The sequence below is a fragment of the Streptomyces afghaniensis genome (assembly GCF_044327915.1).
Lineage (GTDB): Bacteria > Actinomycetota > Actinomycetes > Streptomycetales > Streptomycetaceae > Streptomyces > Streptomyces afghaniensis.
In genome coordinates this window covers 760,911-778,137 of sequence record NZ_JBIRGJ010000005.1, presented here as the reverse complement: position 1 = coordinate 778,137, position 17,227 = coordinate 760,911, and the positions used below count along the sequence as shown (strand labels likewise).

At 71.0% G+C, this 17,227-nt stretch carries 22 protein-coding genes; 9 read left to right on the top strand and 13 right to left on the bottom strand.

Annotated elements, in window-relative coordinates; all coding sequences use genetic code 11:
• Positions 1–76: 76 nt before the first annotated feature.
• From ACH4G3_RS22130 to ACH4G3_RS22120, 3 genes are all read right to left on the bottom strand, one after another.
• Positions 77–1,045: an aldo/keto reductase gene (locus tag ACH4G3_RS22130; RefSeq protein ID WP_397626110.1), complete on the bottom strand. Its 969-nt coding sequence runs from the start codon at positions 1,043–1,045 to the stop codon at positions 77–79.
• Between the two features lie 67 nt (positions 1,046–1,112).
• Positions 1,113–1,649 (bottom strand): flavoprotein, encoded by a 537-nt coding sequence (locus tag ACH4G3_RS22125; RefSeq protein WP_397626109.1) that lies wholly within the window; start codon positions 1,647–1,649, stop codon positions 1,113–1,115.
• A 28-nt stretch (positions 1,650–1,677) separates the two neighbouring features.
• Positions 1,678–2,136 carry a nuclear transport factor 2 family protein gene (locus ACH4G3_RS22120; protein ID WP_397626108.1) on the bottom strand — a complete coding sequence of 153 codons (459 nt, stop codon included), beginning with the start codon at positions 2,134–2,136 and terminating at the stop codon, positions 1,678–1,680.
• 94 nt (positions 2,137–2,230) lie between these two features.
• Between ACH4G3_RS22120 and ACH4G3_RS22115 the strand changes: the two genes are divergently transcribed.
• Positions 2,231–2,782: a TetR/AcrR family transcriptional regulator gene (locus ACH4G3_RS22115; RefSeq protein ID WP_397626107.1), complete on the top strand. Its 552-nt coding sequence runs from the start codon at positions 2,231–2,233 to the stop codon at positions 2,780–2,782.
• A gap of 9 nt (positions 2,783–2,791) precedes the next feature.
• Here ACH4G3_RS22115 and ACH4G3_RS22110 read toward each other — a convergent pair whose 3' ends face one another.
• Both ACH4G3_RS22110 and ACH4G3_RS22105 read right to left on the bottom strand, forming a co-directional pair.
• Positions 2,792–2,992 carry a ferredoxin gene (locus ACH4G3_RS22110; protein ID WP_397626106.1) on the bottom strand — a complete coding sequence of 67 codons (201 nt, stop codon included), beginning with the start codon at positions 2,990–2,992 and terminating at the stop codon, positions 2,792–2,794.
• 13 nt (positions 2,993–3,005) lie between these two features.
• Positions 3,006–4,202 carry a cytochrome P450 gene (locus tag ACH4G3_RS22105; protein ID WP_397626105.1) on the bottom strand — a complete coding sequence of 399 codons (1,197 nt, stop codon included), beginning with the start codon at positions 4,200–4,202 and terminating at the stop codon, positions 3,006–3,008.
• 349 nt (positions 4,203–4,551) lie between these two features.
• Here ACH4G3_RS22105 and ACH4G3_RS22100 point away from each other — a divergent pair, with 349 nt between their 5' ends.
• Together ACH4G3_RS22100 and ACH4G3_RS22095 are read left to right on the top strand one after the other, a co-directional pair.
• Positions 4,552–5,184: a LysE family transporter gene (locus ACH4G3_RS22100; RefSeq protein ID WP_397626104.1), complete on the top strand. Its 633-nt coding sequence runs from the start codon at positions 4,552–4,554 to the stop codon at positions 5,182–5,184.
• Between the two features lie 101 nt (positions 5,185–5,285).
• Positions 5,286–5,735, top strand: a complete 450-nt coding sequence (locus ACH4G3_RS22095; protein WP_397626103.1) for a nitroreductase family deazaflavin-dependent oxidoreductase — start codon at positions 5,286–5,288, stop codon at positions 5,733–5,735.
• A 97-nt stretch (positions 5,736–5,832) separates the two neighbouring features.
• On the opposite strand, the gene ACH4G3_RS22090 is transcribed toward ACH4G3_RS22095, so the two are convergent.
• Positions 5,833–6,753, bottom strand: coding sequence for a cation diffusion facilitator family transporter (locus ACH4G3_RS22090; RefSeq protein WP_397626102.1), 921 nt, complete (start codon positions 6,751–6,753; stop codon positions 5,833–5,835).
• Positions 6,754–6,913: 160 nt separating this feature from the next.
• Here ACH4G3_RS22090 and ACH4G3_RS22085 point away from each other — a divergent pair, with 160 nt between their 5' ends.
• The 5 genes from ACH4G3_RS22085 to ACH4G3_RS22065 all read left to right on the top strand — a co-directional run bounded on the left by ACH4G3_RS22085 (position 6,914) and on the right by ACH4G3_RS22065 (position 9,367).
• Positions 6,914–7,939 (top strand): glutathione S-transferase family protein, encoded by a 1,026-nt coding sequence (locus ACH4G3_RS22085; RefSeq protein WP_397626101.1) that lies wholly within the window; start codon positions 6,914–6,916, stop codon positions 7,937–7,939.
• A gap of 38 nt (positions 7,940–7,977) precedes the next feature.
• Positions 7,978–8,274, top strand: a complete 297-nt coding sequence (locus ACH4G3_RS22080; RefSeq protein WP_397626100.1) for a DUF4235 domain-containing protein — start codon at positions 7,978–7,980, stop codon at positions 8,272–8,274.
• A 244-nt stretch (positions 8,275–8,518) separates the two neighbouring features.
• Entirely contained in the window at positions 8,519–8,845 is a 327-nt protein-coding gene (locus ACH4G3_RS22075; protein ID WP_397626192.1) for an AzlC family ABC transporter permease, read from the top strand.
• The gene (locus ACH4G3_RS22070; protein ID WP_397626099.1) at positions 8,755–9,045 is read left to right on the top strand and encodes a hypothetical protein; all 291 of its coding nucleotides are present in this window, start codon (positions 8,755–8,757) and stop codon (positions 9,043–9,045) included. The genes ACH4G3_RS22075 and ACH4G3_RS22070 overlap by 91 nt, the downstream gene beginning before the upstream one ends.
• Positions 9,038–9,367 (top strand): branched-chain amino acid transporter permease, encoded by a 330-nt coding sequence (locus ACH4G3_RS22065; RefSeq protein WP_397626098.1) that lies wholly within the window; start codon positions 9,038–9,040, stop codon positions 9,365–9,367. The genes ACH4G3_RS22070 and ACH4G3_RS22065 overlap by 8 nt, the downstream gene beginning before the upstream one ends.
• Before the next feature lie 54 nt (positions 9,368–9,421).
• Here the strand turns inward: ACH4G3_RS22065 and ACH4G3_RS22060 are convergent, their stop codons facing one another.
• Both ACH4G3_RS22060 and ACH4G3_RS22055 read right to left on the bottom strand, forming a co-directional pair.
• Positions 9,422–9,814: a VOC family protein gene (locus tag ACH4G3_RS22060; RefSeq protein WP_397626097.1), complete on the bottom strand. Its 393-nt coding sequence runs from the start codon at positions 9,812–9,814 to the stop codon at positions 9,422–9,424.
• 79 nt (positions 9,815–9,893) lie between these two features.
• Positions 9,894–10,358, bottom strand: coding sequence for a pyridoxamine 5'-phosphate oxidase family protein (locus tag ACH4G3_RS22055; protein ID WP_397626096.1), 465 nt, complete (start codon positions 10,356–10,358; stop codon positions 9,894–9,896).
• 505 nt (positions 10,359–10,863) lie between these two features.
• Here ACH4G3_RS22055 and ACH4G3_RS22050 point away from each other — a divergent pair.
• Entirely contained in the window at positions 10,864–12,594 is a 1,731-nt protein-coding gene (locus ACH4G3_RS22050; protein ID WP_397626095.1) for a hypothetical protein, read from the top strand.
• A 55-nt stretch (positions 12,595–12,649) separates the two neighbouring features.
• On the opposite strand, the gene ACH4G3_RS22045 is transcribed toward ACH4G3_RS22050, so the two are convergent.
• The 5 genes from ACH4G3_RS22045 to ACH4G3_RS22025 are packed head-to-tail and all read right to left on the bottom strand — an operon-like array spanning position 12,650 to position 16,988.
• The gene (locus tag ACH4G3_RS22045; protein WP_397626094.1) at positions 12,650–13,900 is read right to left on the bottom strand and encodes a cytochrome P450; all 1,251 of its coding nucleotides are present in this window, start codon (positions 13,898–13,900) and stop codon (positions 12,650–12,652) included.
• Positions 13,897–14,502 carry a GTP-binding protein gene (locus tag ACH4G3_RS22040; protein ID WP_397626093.1) on the bottom strand — a complete coding sequence of 202 codons (606 nt, stop codon included), beginning with the start codon at positions 14,500–14,502 and terminating at the stop codon, positions 13,897–13,899. Before ACH4G3_RS22040 ends, ACH4G3_RS22045 begins: the two co-directional genes overlap by 4 nt.
• On the bottom strand, positions 14,483–14,854 hold the full coding sequence (locus ACH4G3_RS22035) for a DUF742 domain-containing protein (protein WP_033308582.1): 372 nt from the start codon (positions 14,852–14,854) through the stop codon (positions 14,483–14,485). The genes ACH4G3_RS22040 and ACH4G3_RS22035 overlap by 20 nt, the downstream gene beginning before the upstream one ends.
• Positions 14,851–15,261, bottom strand: coding sequence for a roadblock/LC7 domain-containing protein (locus ACH4G3_RS22030; RefSeq protein WP_003994857.1), 411 nt, complete (start codon positions 15,259–15,261; stop codon positions 14,851–14,853). The genes ACH4G3_RS22035 and ACH4G3_RS22030 overlap by 4 nt, the downstream gene beginning before the upstream one ends.
• A 5-nt stretch (positions 15,262–15,266) precedes the next feature.
• The gene (locus tag ACH4G3_RS22025; protein WP_397626092.1) at positions 15,267–16,988 is read right to left on the bottom strand and encodes a sensor histidine kinase; all 1,722 of its coding nucleotides are present in this window, start codon (positions 16,986–16,988) and stop codon (positions 15,267–15,269) included.
• Positions 16,989–17,227 lie beyond the last annotated feature (239 nt).

The window sequence follows — 17,227 nt, the reverse complement described above, 5'->3', positions numbered from 1 at the left end:
CGGCGCCATGGGGGCTGGTCGCGCTCACGCGGCGGAGCCGCACATCGAGTCAGCCCCGCGCCCCTGTGGGCCGGTGTCAGTGACCGGCGATCGGATGCGGTGTGTAGGGCCGCTCCAGTTCCTCGAGTTCCTTGTCGCTGAGCTCCAGCTCCACCGCTGCCACCGCGTCCTCCAGGTGCTGCGCCTTGGACGCTCCCACGATCGGTGCCGTCACCGTGTCCTGGTGGAGCAGCCAGGCGAGCGCGACCTGGGCGCGGGGCACGCCGCGCTCCCCGGCGATGCGGGTGACGGCCTCGACAATGGTGCGGTCGCCCTCCTGGTACAGGCTGCTGCCGAAGGTGTCGGTGGCGCTGCGCCCGGTCGTGGTGTCCCAGTCGCGGGTGAGGCGGCCGCGGGCGAGCGGGCTCCAGGGCAGCACCCCGACGCCCTGGTCCGCGCACAGGGGCAGCATCTCGCGCTCCTCCTCGCGGTAGAGGAGGTTGTAGTGGTTCTGCATGGAGACGAAGCGGGTCCAGCCGTTCAGCCGGGCGGTGTACTGGGCCTTGGAGAACTGCCAGGCGTACATCGAACTCGCCCCGATGTAGCGGACCTTGCCGGCCTTGACGACGTCGTGCAGCGCCTCCATCGTCTCCTCGACCGGGGTGTGCGGGTCGAAGCGGTGGATCTGGTAGAGGTCGACGTAGTCGGTGCCGAGACGGGTGAGGCTCTGGTCGAGCTCGGTGATGATCGCCTTGCGGGACAGTCCGCTGCCGTTGGGTCCGGGCCGCATCCGGCCGTGCACCTTCGTCGCGAGCACGATGTCGTCGCGGCGGGCGAAGTCGCGCAGGGCCCGGCCGACGATCTCCTCGCTGGTGCCGTCGGAGTAGACGTTCGCCGTGTCGAAGAAGTTGATCCCCGCCTCGACCGCCTGCCGGATCAGCGGACGCGAGGCCTCCTCGTCGAGGGTCCACTCGTGCCGGCCCCGGTCCGGCAGGCCGTAGGTCATGCACCCCAGACAGATCCGCGAGACGTCCAGGCCCGTCGAACCGAGCTTCACGTACTGCATTGTTGCTGCTCCTGCCTTCGGGAGGTGTTCCACGGGGAGCGTACGTGCTCGTGTGCACTCGAAGGCGTCAGCCGTGTTCGACCAGGTCCAGCGCCCGTTCCCAGCCGAACTCCGGCCGCCCGCCGTCCTCGTCCGGTTCTCCGGTGTAGGGCTGCCCGAACCGCACGCCCATCCCCCGCAGCCGTTCGAGACTGTCCCGGTAGGCGGGGTGGGAGGCCAGCGCGCCGGCCACGCAGGGCAGGACGGCGACCGGTACACCCAGCCCCGCGACTTCGCACAGGGTGCCCAGGGCGAGGGTGTCGGCGATGCCGGCCGCCCACTTGTTGACGGTGTTGAAGGTGGCGGGCGCGACGACCACGGCGTCCGGCGCCGGGAACGGGCGCGGCTCGCCCGGGGTGCGCCAGGCGGACCGGATCGGGCGGCCCGTCTGGGCCTCGACGGCCGCGGTGTCGAAGAAGCCGTTCATGGCGACGGGCGTCGCGATGACACCGACCTCCCAGTCGCGTTCCTGCGCGGCGGTGATCAGTTTGCTGACGTCCGCGGCGATTCCGGCGGCGCAGACGACGACGTAGAGGAAGGGCTTCCGGGCGGCCTGTTCGGTCATCCCGGAAACCCTAGCCACTCCGCCGGGCTCACCGGACGGGAAACGTGGCTCCGCGCTCCCGCTCCGGCCGTGGGCCGAAGATGCGGCGCTCCCGCTCCTCGATCGGTACGTCGTTGATGCTCGCCTCGCGGCGGGTCATCAGGCCGTGTTCGTCGAACTCCCACAGTTCGTTGCCGTAGGAGCGCCACCACCGGCCTTCCGCGTCCCGGCACTCGTACTGGAAGCGGACCGCGATGCGGTTGCCGTCGAAGGCCCACAGGTCCTTGCGCAGCGCGTACTCCCGCTCGCGCTCCCACTTGCGGGCCAGGAACTCGGCGATCTCGGCGCGGCCGGTGAGGAAGGTGTCGCGGTTGCGCCAGACGGAGTCCTCCGAGTAGGCGAGGGCGACCTTGTGCGGGTCGCGGGTGTTCCAGGCGTCCTCGGCGGCCTGGACCTTCTGCGCGGCGGTGTCCCGGGTGAAGGGCGGCAGCGGCGGGCGGTCGGTCATGGATCCTCCCTGATCCGCGAGGGAGAACGGGCGTTCTCCGCAGCGGCTGCTACGGTAGGAGAACGCTCGTTCTCGCGTCAAGGAGTGGTCGTACATGGACAGCGCAGAGGTCCGGGAGCGGGCACTGGACGCCGCCGAGGAGCTGTTCTACGGGCGGGGCGTGCAGTCCGTCGGCATGGACGACGTACGCGGCGCGTCGGGAGTCTCGCTCAAGCGGCTCTACCAGCTGTTCCCGTCGAAGGAGCGGCTGGTGGAGGCCTATCTGGAGCGGCGTGACGCACGCTGGCGCGGCCGACTGGCCGAGTACGTCGAGCAGTACGGGGAGCCGCGGGAGCGGATCCTGGCCGTGTTCGACTGGCTGGGCCGATGGTTCGGCGAGCCGGGCTTCCGGGGCTGTGCGTGGATCAACGCGTACGGGGAGCTCGGCGCGACATCCGCGCGCGTGGCCGGCCAAGTGCGCGCGCACAAGCGGGCTTTCCGGGACTACCTGGCCTCACTCGTCGACGCGGCGGGGCTGCCCGGCGCGCTGGCCGGACAGCTGTTCCTGCTCGCCGAGGGTGCCATGGTCACGGCGGGTGTCACCCAGAGCGCGGAGCCCGCGGCCGAGGCGCGGGAGGCCGCCCGGCTGCTCCTGCGGACCGTGTGAGGCCGGGCCTCAGCCGACCGTCTCCGACACGGTGATGGCGCTCACCGGGCAGGCCCGGGCCGCCTCCCGCACCAGGGCGCTGCCGCCGCCGTCCTCGTGGCCGGGCAGCAGGGCGCTCAAGCCGTCGTCGTCCTGGGTGAACACGTCCGGGGCGGTCAGGGCGCACTGGCCCGCGCCGATGCAGACGTCCTTGTCGATGTCGATGTGCATGTCCGGAATCCTCTTACCAGGTCACGGGGAGTTCCAGCATCCCCTGGATCGTGTCGCCCGGTTTGAAGGGAATCTCCTCGGCCGGGGCGGCCAGCCGCAGCGTCGGCAGCCGGTCGAAGAGGGTGTGCAGGGCGATCTCCAGTTCGGCGCGGGCGAGGTTCTGGCCGAGGCACTGGTGGATGCCGAAGCCGAAGGCGACGTGGTGCCTGGCCGGGCGGCTCCAGTCGAGCGTGTCCGGCTCGGGGTAGACCGTCTCGTCGCGGTTGATGACGGAGGTCGCGAAGACCACGCCGTCGCCCTTGCGGATCGTGGTCCCGGCCACCTCGATGTCCTCGACGGCCAGGCGCAGCAGACCGTCGGCGATCGACAGCATCCGCATCAGCTCCTCGACCGCGGCCGGCAGCAGCCGCGGGTCGGCGCGCAGTTCGTTGAGCCGCTCGGGGTGCTGGAGCAGCGTGAAGGTGCCGAGCGAGATCATGTTGGCGGTCGTCTCGTGGCCCGCGACCAGCAGGATGAGCGCCAGGGCGATCAGGCCCTCGCGGTCGAGCGCGCCCTCGCGCAGCTGCCGGTGGACCAGGTCGTCCAGCAGGCCGGTGCCGGGGTCTTGCCGCTTGCGGTCGATCAGCTCGCCGAAGTACGCCTCCAGCCGGTCGCGGGCGTCCTCCACGTCGGCGGTCTCCGGGCCGCGCAGCAGCCGTCGCGACTGGGTCTCGAAGAAGTCGTGGTCGACGTACGGGACGCCGAGCAGGGCGCAGATCACCATGGACGGCACGGGCAGCGCGAAGGCGCTCACCAGGTCCGTGGGCGGGCCCTGGGCGATCATCGCGTCGAGCCGTTCGTCCACGATCTGCTGGATCCGTGGCCGGAGTTCGACGGCCCGTTTGAGGGTGAAGTCGCCGACGACCATCCGCCGCTGGGCGCGGTGTTCGGGGTCGTCGACGCCGAGGAGGGCTGTTCTGCGGTTCGTGATCCCGGCGAATCGCCGGGTCGGGGCGGGGAAGCCCGGGCGGCTGCGGTTGGAGGACAGGCGCGGGTCGGCCAGCAGCGCGCGGGCGGTCGCGTGCCCGCTGACCAGCCACGCCTCACGGCCGTCGAAGAGGGTGATGCGGGTCAGGGGGCGCTCGCTGCGCAGCGGATCGTAGGCGGCGGGCGGCTGGTAGGGGCAGGTCCGGCTCTGGGGGAAGGCGACGGGTGCGGTCGTTTCCGTCATGAAGACCTCGCAGACGAAGTGTGCGTCGTGCCGATCTTCATTAGATGCCCCAGGCACCTATGGAGCGACGTGAAGTTCGGCCAGATCGGTGGCGGCGGCAACATGGCCGAGGAACGCCGTCTTCCCGTTCGAACGCCGGGCGTCGGGGGCCGCGTCGCGGGAGCCGGCCCCTTGCCGGAAGCGGGGGTGCGCCGGTGCCGGTGCGAAAACCGGTTGCCGGTGGACGGGACAGGCCCCAGGATCCAGCCATGTCTGCGTTCGCCGTCCTCCTGCCGCTGTCCGCCGCCGCTCCCGCCGCGCGCCGACAGCAGCGGTCCGGCCGCCGTGGAGGGCCGACGCCGCCGCGGTCATGACGGCCGCGCTGCTCGCGGGGCTGCTCGCCGGGTACGGCATCGCCGTCCCCGTCGGCGCGGTCGGGACGTACCTCGTCTCCCTCACCGCCCGTACGTCCCTGCGCACCGGTGTCTGCGCGGCGCTCGGCGTCGCCACCGCCGACGGGCTGTACGCCCTCGCCGCGACGCTCGGGGGCACGGCCCTGGCCGGTGCGCTGCGGCCGGTGCTCGGGCCGCTGCGGTGGGTCTGTGTCCTGGTGCTGCTCGCGCTGGCGGCGTGGGGCGCGGCCACCGCCGTACGCGAGTACCGCGGCCACCGGCTCGCCACGCGGACGGTCCCCGCTCCCCCGGGCCCCGCCCGGGCCTACCTGGGGCTGCTCGGCATCACCCTCCTCAACCCCACCACCGTGATCTACTTCGCGGCACTCGTGCTCGGCTCCCGGGCCGCGGGCCCGGCCGGCCCCCTGGAGCAGGGCGTCTTCGTGCTCGCCGCCTTCGCTGCCTCGGCGAGCTGGCAGGTGCTGCTCGCCGGGAGCGGAGCCCTGCTGGGGCGCGCGCTGACCGGCCACCGGGGGCGGCTGGGGACGGCGCTGGTGGCGAGCGGGGTGATGACGGTCCTGGCCGTGCGGATGGCGATGGCGCCCGGGTGAGACGCGCGGGCCGGATCTGGTCGTGGTGCGGATGATTCGCGGGAATAGCGGTGTTGAAGGCGGATGCCGGTCAGCCGCGACACGACGATGGGACGGATGCCATGCCTCTCCAGGGCGAGTACGAACCCAGCCCGACACAGTGGGTGCGCAAGCAGGTGGAGCTGTACGAGAGCTCCGGCGGCACACAGGGCACGACCCTCCAGGGCTCGAACATGCCGGTGGTCGTCCTGACCTCACGGGGTGCCCGGAGCGGCAAGCTGCGCAAGACGCCGGTGATGCGGGTGGAACACGAGGGACGCTACGCAGCGGTCGCCTCCCTCGGCGGCTCACCCAAGCACCCGGTCTGGTACTTCAACATCAAGGCCGATCCGCACGTGGAGCTCCAGGACGGTCCCGTGAAGCAGGACATGATCGCCCGCGAGGTCACGGGCCAGGAGAAGGCCGACTGGTGGGAACGCGCCGTCGCGGCGTATCCGGCGTACGCCGACTACCAGAAGAAGACGGACCGGGAGATCCCGGTGTTCGTGCTGGAGCCGGCTGACGGCGGGTGACACCGGGCACGGAAGAGCCGACCGCCCGGCCGAGGGCGGTCGGCAAGAAATATTTCTCCGGGGGTGCATGAACCGCCGGCGACGGGGCACGCGTGGGTCAGGCCCCGCCGCGTTCCCCCGTCGCGGCGGGGCTTTCTGCCGCCTCCTCCGCGAGACGGTCGGTGACATCGAGGAAGATCTGATCGGCCTCGGGGACCGTCCGGGCGATCGAGCGCTTGATGCGCACGGCGACGTCCTCGACGCGCTCGCTGTCCAGACCGGGCACGAGGTCGACGCGGGCGGCCACGAGGGCCGAGTCGAGGCCCGTCTTCATGGTGAACAGGGCCTCCACGCTGTCGATCTCCGGCTGTGCCCGCAGCAACTCCCGGATCTTCCCGCTCGCCTCCCGGTCGGCCGCCTCCCCGATCAGCTGGTCGCGCGCGTCCCGGCCCAGCCGGTAGGCGACGTAGACCAGCAGCGCGCCGATCGCCAGGGACGCGGACGCCTCCCACACCACCTGTCCCGTGACCATGTGCAGCGCCATACCGGCGATGGCCAGCGTGACGCCGAGCACCGCCGTGCCGTCCTCGGCGACGACCGTGCGCAGGGCGGGGTCGCGCATCCCGGCGCGCGCGCCGCCCTGCCGGCGCACCTGGTACAGCGCCCGCAACAGAGAGGCGCCCTCCGCGAGGAGGGCGATACCGAGCACGATCAGACCGGCCACATAGCCGCCGAGTTCCTCCTCCGCTCCGCTCGCCAGGGCCTCGAAGCCCTGGAAGAAGGAGAAGCAGCCGCCCATGACGAAGATCCCGACGGCCGCGAGGAGCGACCAGAAGAACCGCTCCTTGCCGTAGCCGAAGGGGTGACGCCGGTCGGCGGGGCGGCGGCTGCGGCGCAGTGCCGCCAGTAAGAAAACCTCGTTCAGGCTGTCGGCCACCGAGTGGGCCGCCTCCGACAGCAGTGCCGGCGATCCCGCGGCCAGGCCGCCGACCGCCTTGGCTGCCGCGATCACCAGATTGGCAGCGAGCGCCACCAGCACGGTGACGCGTGTCCTCCGATCAGATCCTTCTGCACTCACCCACGCCGATTGCCCCGGTCGGCGGTGCTCACACCGTGCCGTCGGCGGAAAAAGGGGAACGCGTTCACCAGGACACACGCACGACAAGCAGGCCACACGTATGCCGAAGGAGGTCATCCCCATGAGCCGCGACGACGGCGACGACGGCAACAGCGCCTACGGCAGGAGCACGTTCAAGCGGTCCAAGGCGCATTTCACGGACCGGATCACCGCCGACGGCCGGGACGGCTGGCCGGTGGAGGCCGGCCGCTACCGTCTGGTCGTCAGCCGCGCCTGCCCGTGGGCGAGCCGGTCGCTGGTCTCCCGGCGGCTGCTCGGCCTGGAGGACGCGCTGTCCCTGGCCGTCGCCGATCCGATCCAGGACGACCGCAGCTGGCGCTTCACGCTGGACGAGGACGGCCGCGACCCGGTCCTCGGCATCCGCTACCTCAGCGAGGCCTACGACCGGCGGGAGACCGGCTATCCGGGTGGTGTCAGCGTGCCGGCGGTGGTGGACGTGCCCAGCGGCAAGCTGGTCTCCAACGACTACCAGCAGCTGACGCTCGACCTCGCGACCGAATGGACGGACCTGCACCGGCAGGGCGCGCCCGACCTGTACCCGGACAAGCTGCGGGACGAGATCGACGAGGTGATGGCGGACGTCTACAAGGACGTCAACAACGGCGTGTACCGGGCGGGCTTCGCCACCGAGCAGGAGGAGTACGAAACCGCCTGCGCGGACGTGTTCCGGCGGCTGGAGCTGCTCGCGGACCGGCTGGAGCGGCAGCGGTACCTCGTCGGCGACACCATCACCGAGGCGGACATCCGGCTGTTCACCACGCTGGTCCGCTTCGACGCGGTCTACCACGGTCACTTCAAGTGCAACCGCTGGAAGCTGACGGAGAACCGGGCACTGTGGGGATACGTCCGCGACCTCTACCAGACGCCCGGCTTCGGCGACACCGTCGACTTCGACCACATCAAGCGCCACTACTACCAGGTGCACACGGGCATCAACCCGACCCGCGTCGTGCCGCTGGGCCCGGACCTGTCCGGCTGGCTGACCCCGCACCACCGCGAGGAGCTGGGCGGCCGGCCGTTCGGTGACGGTACGCCGCCCGGGCCGGTACGCGCCGAGGAGCGGGTCCCGGCAGCCCACACCCCCTGACCACCTCCATCCACCCCTCACCGACCAAGGAGATTCACGTGGCCAAGAAGAAGAAGCTGCCCCTCGCCTACCAGCCCCTCGGGTTCGTGCTGGGCTGGTCGAGCGGTTGGCTGGCCGGGCTGGCCTTCCGCAAGACCTGGATGGCGATCCGCAACGAGGAGGACGCGCCCGACGCGCTGGACAAGGACCGCGGCTGGGGGGAGATCCTGCTGGCCGCCGCGGTCCAGGGCGCCATCTTCGCCGTGGTGCGCAGCGCCGTGGACCGCGCGGGCGCCAAGGCCATCGAGCGTTCCACCGGCACGTGGCCGGCCGGGGAGAAGGGCGGCCGCGACTGACAGCGCCCCGGCCCCGCCCGGTACGGCCGGGCGGGGCCGGCCCGTGTGCTCAGCCGTCCACCTTGATCATCTTCATGGTGAGGTGCGACTCGAGGCGCAGAACGGCGGGCAGGCCGCTGAGCTTGCCGATGAGGAAGGCGCCGGAACTCGATGACCTCCTCGTAGGAGGCCACGGTGCTCTCGAACAAAATTTCCCGATGCGGCGCGGGCCGCCTTCCGGGACTGTGCCTCCGTGGGCCTGGGGATGCTGCCCCTCGGGCCGGCCTTCGGGGCGCTCGTCGTCCAGTCGGGGCTGGACTGGTGGTGGGCCGGGCTGTCCGCCGCATTGATCTACGGCGGTTCCTTCGAGTTCCTGCTCATCGGCATGGTCACCGCCGCCGCGCCCTTGGCGTCCATCGCCGTGGCCGCCTTCCTGGTGCAGGCGCGGCACGTCTTCTACGCGCCTGGTCGAGCGAGCGCATCCTGTGGCTCCAGTTCTTCATGCACCTGTACTGGGCCGGCAGCGCGACCGCAGGAGCCCTGCTCGGCTCCCTCGTCCCGGACCGTGTCACCGGACTGGACTTCGCCCTGACGGCTCTGTTCGTCGTCCTCGCTCTCGACGCGGTCCGCGACCTGCGCGGCGACCTGCCCACTCCCCTGCTCGCCCTGCTGTGCGCCCTGGCTGCCCGGTTCCTCTTCCCGCACCAGCTGCTCCTGGCCGCGTTCGCGCTGTTCACCGCCGGGCTCCTGGCACGCCACCTCGCCTCCGGGAGGAAGCCCGCTCATGTCTGACACCGGTCACGCCGTCGTCGCGGTCCTCGTCACCCCGGCCGTCACCTGGTCCCTGCGCGCGCTGCCGTTCGCCGCTCTGGCTACCCTGCGGGCCAGTGCCACGGTGACGTATCTCAGCACCCGGATGCCCGCGGGAGTGATGGTGATCCTGGTCGTCTACTGCCTGCGGGACCTCCCCGTGACCCCGTCGCGCGCCGCGGCGCCGCTGACCGCCCTCGCCGTCACCGTCGGCCTGCACCTCTGGCGCCGCAACGCGCTGCTGAGCATCCTCGCCGGGACGGCCGTCCATGTGGCCCTGGCCAGTACCGTCCTCGCCCGCTGAGCCAGGGGCCACCGGCCACGACAGCACCCCGGCCCGCGCACACGAGCTCGCCCGTCAGCCCTGCTTCGGTGCGGTCGGCGGGGTGCGGCGCAGGGTGAAGGAGTGGCCGGCCGGGTCGGCGTAGCCGCGCTCCTCCAGGGGGCCCGAGGCCTCCTTGGCCTCCAGGGGACGGCCGCCGAGGGCGACGACCCGGCGTTCCACCGCGTCGAGGTCGTCCACCACGAACTCCAGGTGGGCCTGGAGGGAGTTCTCGGGGCGGGGCCAGCTGGGCGGGGTCGCGTTGACGTCCCGGCGCAGGGCGATGCGGAAGCCGTCCGCGCCCTTGATCTCCACCCGGTTGGCGGTCGCGTCCGCCTCCTCCCCTTCCAGCAGCTCCTTGTAGAACAGGGCGAGCTTCTCGGGCTCGGCACAGTCGAGCACCAGGACACCCGCTTTCACCAGTGCCATGTCTCCTCCGCAGGATTCCGGCCGCGGGGCGGTCGTGCCCCGCGGATCCGTACCTTGCGGTTATCCCGGCCGGGCCGATTCAGTCGGCCGTCAACCACCGTCCGTCGCGCATGAGTTCACGGCCGTCGAGTTCATCGGCCTCCCGCCAGGCCTGTACGCGCTGCGGCACGACGCGGAAGTAGAGGTACGGCGTGGCGAGCCGGCGGGGGTCGAATCCCGTCTTGGCGGCGAAGAGTTCGGCGTCCTGCTCGGTCAGCTCGGCGGGCTGGACGGTCTCCACCGCGCCTTCCACCATGACGACGTCGCGGGTCGGCCCGATGCCGACCCGGGCCCGGCCGGTCGCGGCGAGGTTCCGTCCGGTGGGGCTCGACGCGGGGGTGGCGAACAGCAGGTACGAGCCGTTCCAGAGGAACGACAGCGGGACGAGGTACGGCGTCCCCGACGTGCCGTCGGCCGTGGCGACCCAGGCGTCCACGTCGTGTTCGAGACGGTGCAGGGTGTCCTTCGTGCGCTGCTCAGCGCTGCGTGCGGGTGCGGACGTCATCGTCGGTGCGCCTCCTGGAGAGTCGTCGGACGTACTCCGACCAGTGTGGCGTTCCGGGTCCCCGGAGGCTCGGCGGACAAGCCGGTACCGGGTGAGGGACGAGGGAGTATACGCAGCTCATGTGCTTCGGGCAGTAACGGAGATCACGGCAGGGTCACGGAATGGCTTATTCCCGCCGTGGGCAGCCTCGTACCGCTTCTCGGTTCAACTTTCGGACTGCGAAGCCCAGTTCGAGTGTGCGGGCGGTCACGGCACCGTCCGCTCGCAGGGGTGGGGGGACTCTGCCGTCCGTCTCCCGAAAGGAAACGCATGCCTCAGGCCGTCCGGTTCGACCTGTCCTTCGACCCCCCTGTCAGCCACCCACACGCCTCGGGCGAAGCAGCGCCTCCCGGATCCAGTGGTCGCGCTACGCCTGACGGGCCCGCGAGTGCTTCCTGATCATGCCGGTCAACGACCACGGTCGATCGATTCCGTTGCCAGGACCACAGTTCATTGGGAGACCGGTGTGAAATCTCGAGTCGCAGGTGCTGTTCCGAAGGCGTCCGCCATCAGCTCGATCCCGGCGCAGCCAAGCGCCCAGCTCCAGCCCACGGAGGCGGGGAACACCCTGGCCGGCCTCCTGGTGAAACACATCAAGGGGAGCACGGAGCAGTACCGAAGGTCCCAGGACGCCGCTCAGCAGCGGCTGAACGCGTTCGGCTCCCCCCACTCCAGCACCACGCTGCATGTGGAGGGAGCCCTCCATCTGGCGCGGCCCGCGTTCCTCCCGCCCGACGAGGAGGGCTACGCCAGGTTGAGGCACCTCGACACCAGCCTGCGCATGATCGAAGCAGCCTTCCCGCAGATCAGCACCGACATCGAGGTCTGCAGACTGACCTGCACGATGCTGGAAGGGGCCTGGAGGAGCCGGGCACTCACCCCGCCGCGCGAGGAGGAGCAGACAACCGTCTGCGCCTGCCCTCTGTGCCGTCGGCTGCCCACGCCCCCCGCACGCACGCTGGACGACTACCGGTGGCGGCAGAGCGCCGGCCGTCCCCTGTCCGTCAAGACCTGGCCACACCGCCGGGAACTCGACAGCGTCCTGACCGGTGGATGGTCCTGGACCCGGCAGATGAACGACCTCGAACGAGACCTCGGCCACCGCCACCGCTTCGAGGACGACATCCTCGTCTTCCACGAATACAAACGCGTGATCGACACCATCGACACAGCGCGCCTCACCCAGCACGTCGAAGGCCGCCTGGCCGAGAATTTCAGCACCAACAGCGCACGGGCCCTGGTCTCCGGACTCTTCGCGGCCCACAAGCGATCCGTCGACGAGTACTGGCTCCGACAGCACGACGCGGGCAGCGTCATGCTCCCCCAGACCAACCCGCTCAACCAGAGCGCCTATTCAGCCCTGCAGATGCTGGACTGCCTGTTCTGGCACGTCGCCCCCGACACCGAACTCTGGCAGGAGGAAAACCTCGCCTCCCTGCTGCTGTGCCGCGTCATAGATGACATGGCCGATGTACGAGCCGATGCCCTCACCGGCGAGATCAGCAACTTCTGGCTCGCCGAGATGCCCACCCACACCAAGGCGCTCTACGCTGCCTGCGCGATAGCCCTCGTCAAGTACGGCTGCATGCCCGAGGCCCACAGCCCGATGTGGAACACCTGGCTGATGACCACCACCATCGTCTGGATGGGGCTCACGGGCCGCCATGCCCTGTGGTTCGACGGCATCACCCAGGGCCTTCCCCCGGCGGAGGACTGCCCGTTGTGCGACCTGCAGCCCAACCCGTGCACCGGCATCCTCACCGACGGCACCACCCTCACCATCGCCCCGCGGCCCACCGTACGGGCCCTGAGCACCCGGGCCGCCGAGCTGTCCGCACGCTGTCGAGCCCAATTCCCCGGGACATGGGCCCTCTTCGACGCCGAGCTCCATGCCTTCGAGGCACTGCACGGCCCGTGGTACGGCAACACGGACAGCACATGGGAGATCTTGCGTCGCACCTACATCGCCGCCGTGGAGGCATCCACCGCCGCACCGTCGCCGGACCGCGCCCGTCAGGTCCAGCAGGACGCCGGCGTAGTCGGGTCCGAGAGGTTCCACGCCCTGCACGACCCTCGGACCGGGAGGGAGGACACCGCGCTGCTCGCCTACATGTTCGGCGGCGCCCACCCGCATTTCCTCTGGAACGCCACGGGATACCGCCCCACGGACGTCGCGGGCGACTGGCTCGACGGCTGACACGCACGGCGTTGCCCGGCCGGAAGCCGGCCGGGCAACGGTCCGCCTGCGTGGTCTAGACGGTGAACTCGACCGGCAGGCTGTCCAGCCGGGACTCCCATGTGGAGGCGGTCGAGCTGAGTTCTTCCGGCGGTACGGCCAGGCGCAGGTCCGGCAGCCGGTGCAGCAGGACGTCCACGCCGATCTCGATGATGGACTGGCCGATGTTCTGCCCCGGGCACTCGTGCGGTCCGGCGCTGAACGCCAGGTGCGACTGGTTGCCCTGCACGGCGACGGCCGAGTCGGGCCGTACCTCCGGGTCGACGTTGCCGGCGGCCAGGCCCAGGATGAGCAGTTCTCCCTCCTGGACGTGATGGCCTCCGAGCTCCAGGTCGGCGGTGGCGAACCGGCCCGGCAGCACGGACAGCGGCGGGGTGTCCCACATGACCTCTTCCACCACCGAGGAGATGTTCAGCTCCCCGCTGACCAGACCGGACAGCCGGGCGGCGTCGGTGAGGACCCGTTGCAGGACCCGGGCCAGCAGATTGCTGGTGGTGGTGTGCGCGGCGATCAGCACCAGACGCAGATGGCTGACGACCTCGTCATGGTCGAGGCCGGCCGGGTGCTCCAGCAGGGCCGTGGCGAAGTCGGAGCCCGGCTCGGCCAGCTTGCGCTCGGCGAGTTCCGCGAGGATCTGCATGATCCGGTCGTTGTGCTCGAGGGCGCCCTCACCGCCCTTGAAGACCTGGGCGCACGACTCGATCAGGCGTTGCGCGTCCGCCGCGGGAAGGCCCAGCATCCGGGTGAGCACGAGCATCGGCAGTTGCTCGGCGTAGTCGGCCACGAGGTCGGCGCGCCCGGCGTCGGCGAACGCGTCGATCTGCTTGTTCGCGAAGTGCGTGACGTGCCGCCGGATGCCCCGGACGGCCGCCGCCTGCAGCCCGTCGGTGACGGCGCCGCGCAGCCTGCGGTGCGGTTCGCCGTCCTGGGACACACAGTCGGGGCGCCAGCCGACCATCGGCATGATCGGCGAGGTCTCCTCGATCCGGCCCTCCCGCCAGTCCCGCCAGATCCGGGCGTCCCGGCTGAACTGGCGGGGGTTGTCGAGCACGCGCCGGTTGTCGCGGTAGCCGAGGACCAGCCAGGCGGGCACGTCGCCTTCGAGCAGGACCGGCGCGACCGAGCCGTGCTCCTTGCGCAGCCGCTCGTAGATGCCCGCCGGGTCGGTCGCGGCGTCCGGGCCGTACAGCCTGGTCAGGTCGGCCCCGTGGTGGGCGACGGGGCAGCCCCGCACGGCCTGGAGTCCGGATTCGGTCGAGTCGTTCATCGGGGCTCCAGGGCCACGGCCGAGCGTTCCTTCAGATGGTGGATCAGTGCGACCAGGACGTCCCTGCTGGAGGCCCGGTCGCGGGCGTCGAAGGCCACGACCGGGGTGTGCTCGGGGATGTCCAGGGCGTCCCGGATCTCCTCCACCGGGTAGTTCCGCGAGTCGGGAAAGACGTTCAGCGCGACCACGAAGGGGACTTCCAGCCGCTCCATCTCCTCGATCGCCCGGAAACTGGACTCCAGGCGGCGTGTGTCCACCAGGACGACGGCTCCGAGGGCCCCCTTGAACAGCCCGTTCCACAGGAACCAGAACCGTTCCTGCCCGGGCGTGCCGAACAGGTACAGCACCAGGCTCTCGTTGATGCCGATCTTGCCGAAGTCCAGGCTGACGGTGGTCTGCGTCTTGTCGGCGACGCCGACGAGGTGGTCGACGTCGGCGCTGGCCTGGGTGAGGGTCTCCTCGGTGGTGAGCGGCTTGATGTCGCTGACCGACCGGACCATGGTGGTCTTCCCGGTGCCGAAGCCGCCGGCGATCATCACCTTCACCGAGCGGGTGTCCCCGGCCGCCCGCCCTCCGGGTTGGTCAAAGCCTTTCAAGTCCACTGAGTACCTCCTCAAGGAGCGCGAGGTCGGGCCCGCGGCCGGCGTCGTGCGCCGGGATGGGGTTACGGGCTTCGACGCGACCTGCGTCCAGCAGGTCCGACAGCAGCACCGCCAGAATGTTGAAGGGGAGCCCGAGGTGAGCGCCGAGCTCGGCGACCGACAGCGGGTCGCGGCAGCGGCGGAGGATCTCCTCGTGCTCGTGCTGCATGCCCGGTAACGGGGCGGCGCGGGAAACGACGAGAGTCGCCACGTCGAGGCTCGATGCCGAACCGCCCGGTCCGCTGCGCCCTCCCGTGAGGACGTAGTAGCGCTCGAGACCGGACGGGTCCGACGGCCTGCGGGGAGCACTCATCCAGAGTGCTCCTCCAGGCGCGGAGTGGTACCGAGGAGCTCACCCATCCTGCGGGCCAGGTCCCTCATCTGGTGTCCGAGCAGGCCCTGGTCGAGGCCCTCCCTGGCGAGGACACCGAGGTACGTCTCCACACCGGCGCGGACGACGAAGAGGTGCCCGCCGTCGACCTCGATCATCGCGAGGCGCAACTGCCCGGCGTACTTGGGGAACTGTTCGGCGACCGGCTGGGCCAGGGCCTGGAGGCCGGCCACCACGGCGGCGAAGCGGTCGACGTCGTCGGGGTCTTCGGCGCCGTAGGAGGTGATGGCCTTGCCGTCGCTGGAGGCCACGAGGGCGAAACGGATCTCCTGGATGCTCTCGACGAGATCGCGGAGCGCCCAGCTCACATCTGTTCCTTGCTGCGTCATGAGGACTAGTCGCTCTCTTCGGTGCGGTGCTCGGTGGACTCGCGTCCGGCGGGGATCTCGCGGTCGTCGGCCGCCTGGGAGGCCTCTGCGGCGTGGCGTCCGGCGGTGGCGAAGGCCGCGAGCCCGGAGAAGGAGGCGTCCGGCGGGACGGCGGAGACGGTGCTGCGGTCGGTCCGCTCGGCCTGCCTGGGCGCGTCCGTCTCGTTCCGCTTGCTGCGGCGCCGGGGCAGTCCGCCGGGTGTGGTCTCCACGCTCTCCGTCTGCGCCGCCGCGGCCGGTGCCGGTGCCGTCTCGCGGGCCGCGGCCGAGGCGGTGCGCACCTCCGGGGCGGGCGCGGCCTGGGCGGCCGGGGCCGCGGGCAGCGGGCTGAAGTACTTGTGGGGGACCACGACCACCACGGAGGTGCCGAGCCAGGGCGAGTCCGCGAAGGTGACCCGGATGCCGTAGCGGCGGGCGAGGGCGCCCACGACGCGCAGGCCGATGCTCGCGTCCTCGGTGATGCCGCCGAGGCCCGCGCCGGGCGCGGTGCCCGCGAGGGCGTGCTCGGCCTCGCGCTTCTTCTCCTCGCTCAGGCCCTTGCCGGAGTCCTGGATCTCGATGCCGACACCGTTGGGGACCTCCTTGCCGGAGATGAGCACCGGCTCGGTGGGCGGCGAGTAGCGGGCCGCGTTGTCCAGGAGGTGTGCCAGGATCAGCGTGAGGTGGTCGACGAGGCCGCCGTCGACGCCCAGTTCGGGCAGGTGGCGCACCTGGATCCGGTGGAAGTCCTTGATCCGGCCGATGCCGCCGCGCACCACGCTCAGCAGCCGCTGCGGCTCCTGCCACTGCCGGCCGGGCCGGTCCGAGCCGCCGAGCACACCGATGCTCGCGGCGAGCGAGTCGGCGGGGCCGAGTTCCTGGTCGAGCTCCATCAGGCCGCGTGCGACGGCCGGGAGCCTGCCGTGCTCGCCCTGCATCTCATGCAGCCGGCCGCGGAGCTTGCTGGTCAGGACGTGGATGCGGTTGCCGATGCTGATCACGGCCTGTTCGGCGGAGGTGGAGCGGTCGAACTCCGCCTCCAGGCCGATCAGCGAGGTGCGCAGCAGCTTGCGCAGCTCGGCCTGGAGTTCCGAACTGACCTTGGCGCACTGGTTGACGGTGGGCAGCAGGTCGTCGATGGCGTCGCCGGCCCGCAGCTTCTCCATCGCGTCGGGCAGCTGCTCGTCGGCGAGCCGGGCGACCGCGGCGAGCTGGTGGGAGAGCTGCTCCTGCCAGACCTCGGCCTGGTCGGCGAGCTGGGCCTCGTAGGATCTGGCCTGCTCGGTCAGCCGTTCCTCATAGGCCCGGGACCGGTCGGCGAGCTGCGCCTCGTACGTGGCGCTCTGCTCGGCGAGGCGCCGCTCGTACGAGGCGTTCTGCTCGGTGAGCTGGGACTCCAGGGTGGCGCGTTCGGCGGAGAACTTCCGTTCCAGGCCGGCGACATGCTGCTGCCACTGCTGGTTGTGCTCGGCCTGCGTGGTGCGGAAGGAACCCTCCGCCCGGTGCAGTTGGGCCCGGGTGCGCAGCAGCAGGCGTACACACATGGCACCGGCCGCCGTCGCCGCGACACCGGCGACGGCCGTGGTTATTCGCTCCGAGCTCATGAACGTGGCGGCAACGGTCCCGCCTCCCAAGCCCAGCGGCATCAACCACCAGCTGTACCAGGCGACAGGGGCCCGCGCCGCCGGTGGCGGAGTGGCGAGTTCCATCTGCATCCTTCGAGGCAACACGATCGAACGGGGGGTGTGGACCGCACTCATGAGTACGCACCGCGAGTCGACCGGACGCGATCGCGTCAACTCGCAGCGCCGTTCGGAACCTTATCGGGTTTCAACCCGAAAGGATCAACCTCGTCCACCGGTGGACGTGAGGGTTCCGTCACGCTCCGACAGAAAGCAACAGGTCGACAAATTGCTTTGCTGTCGGCCCAGTTGGCCGGACGCCGGTC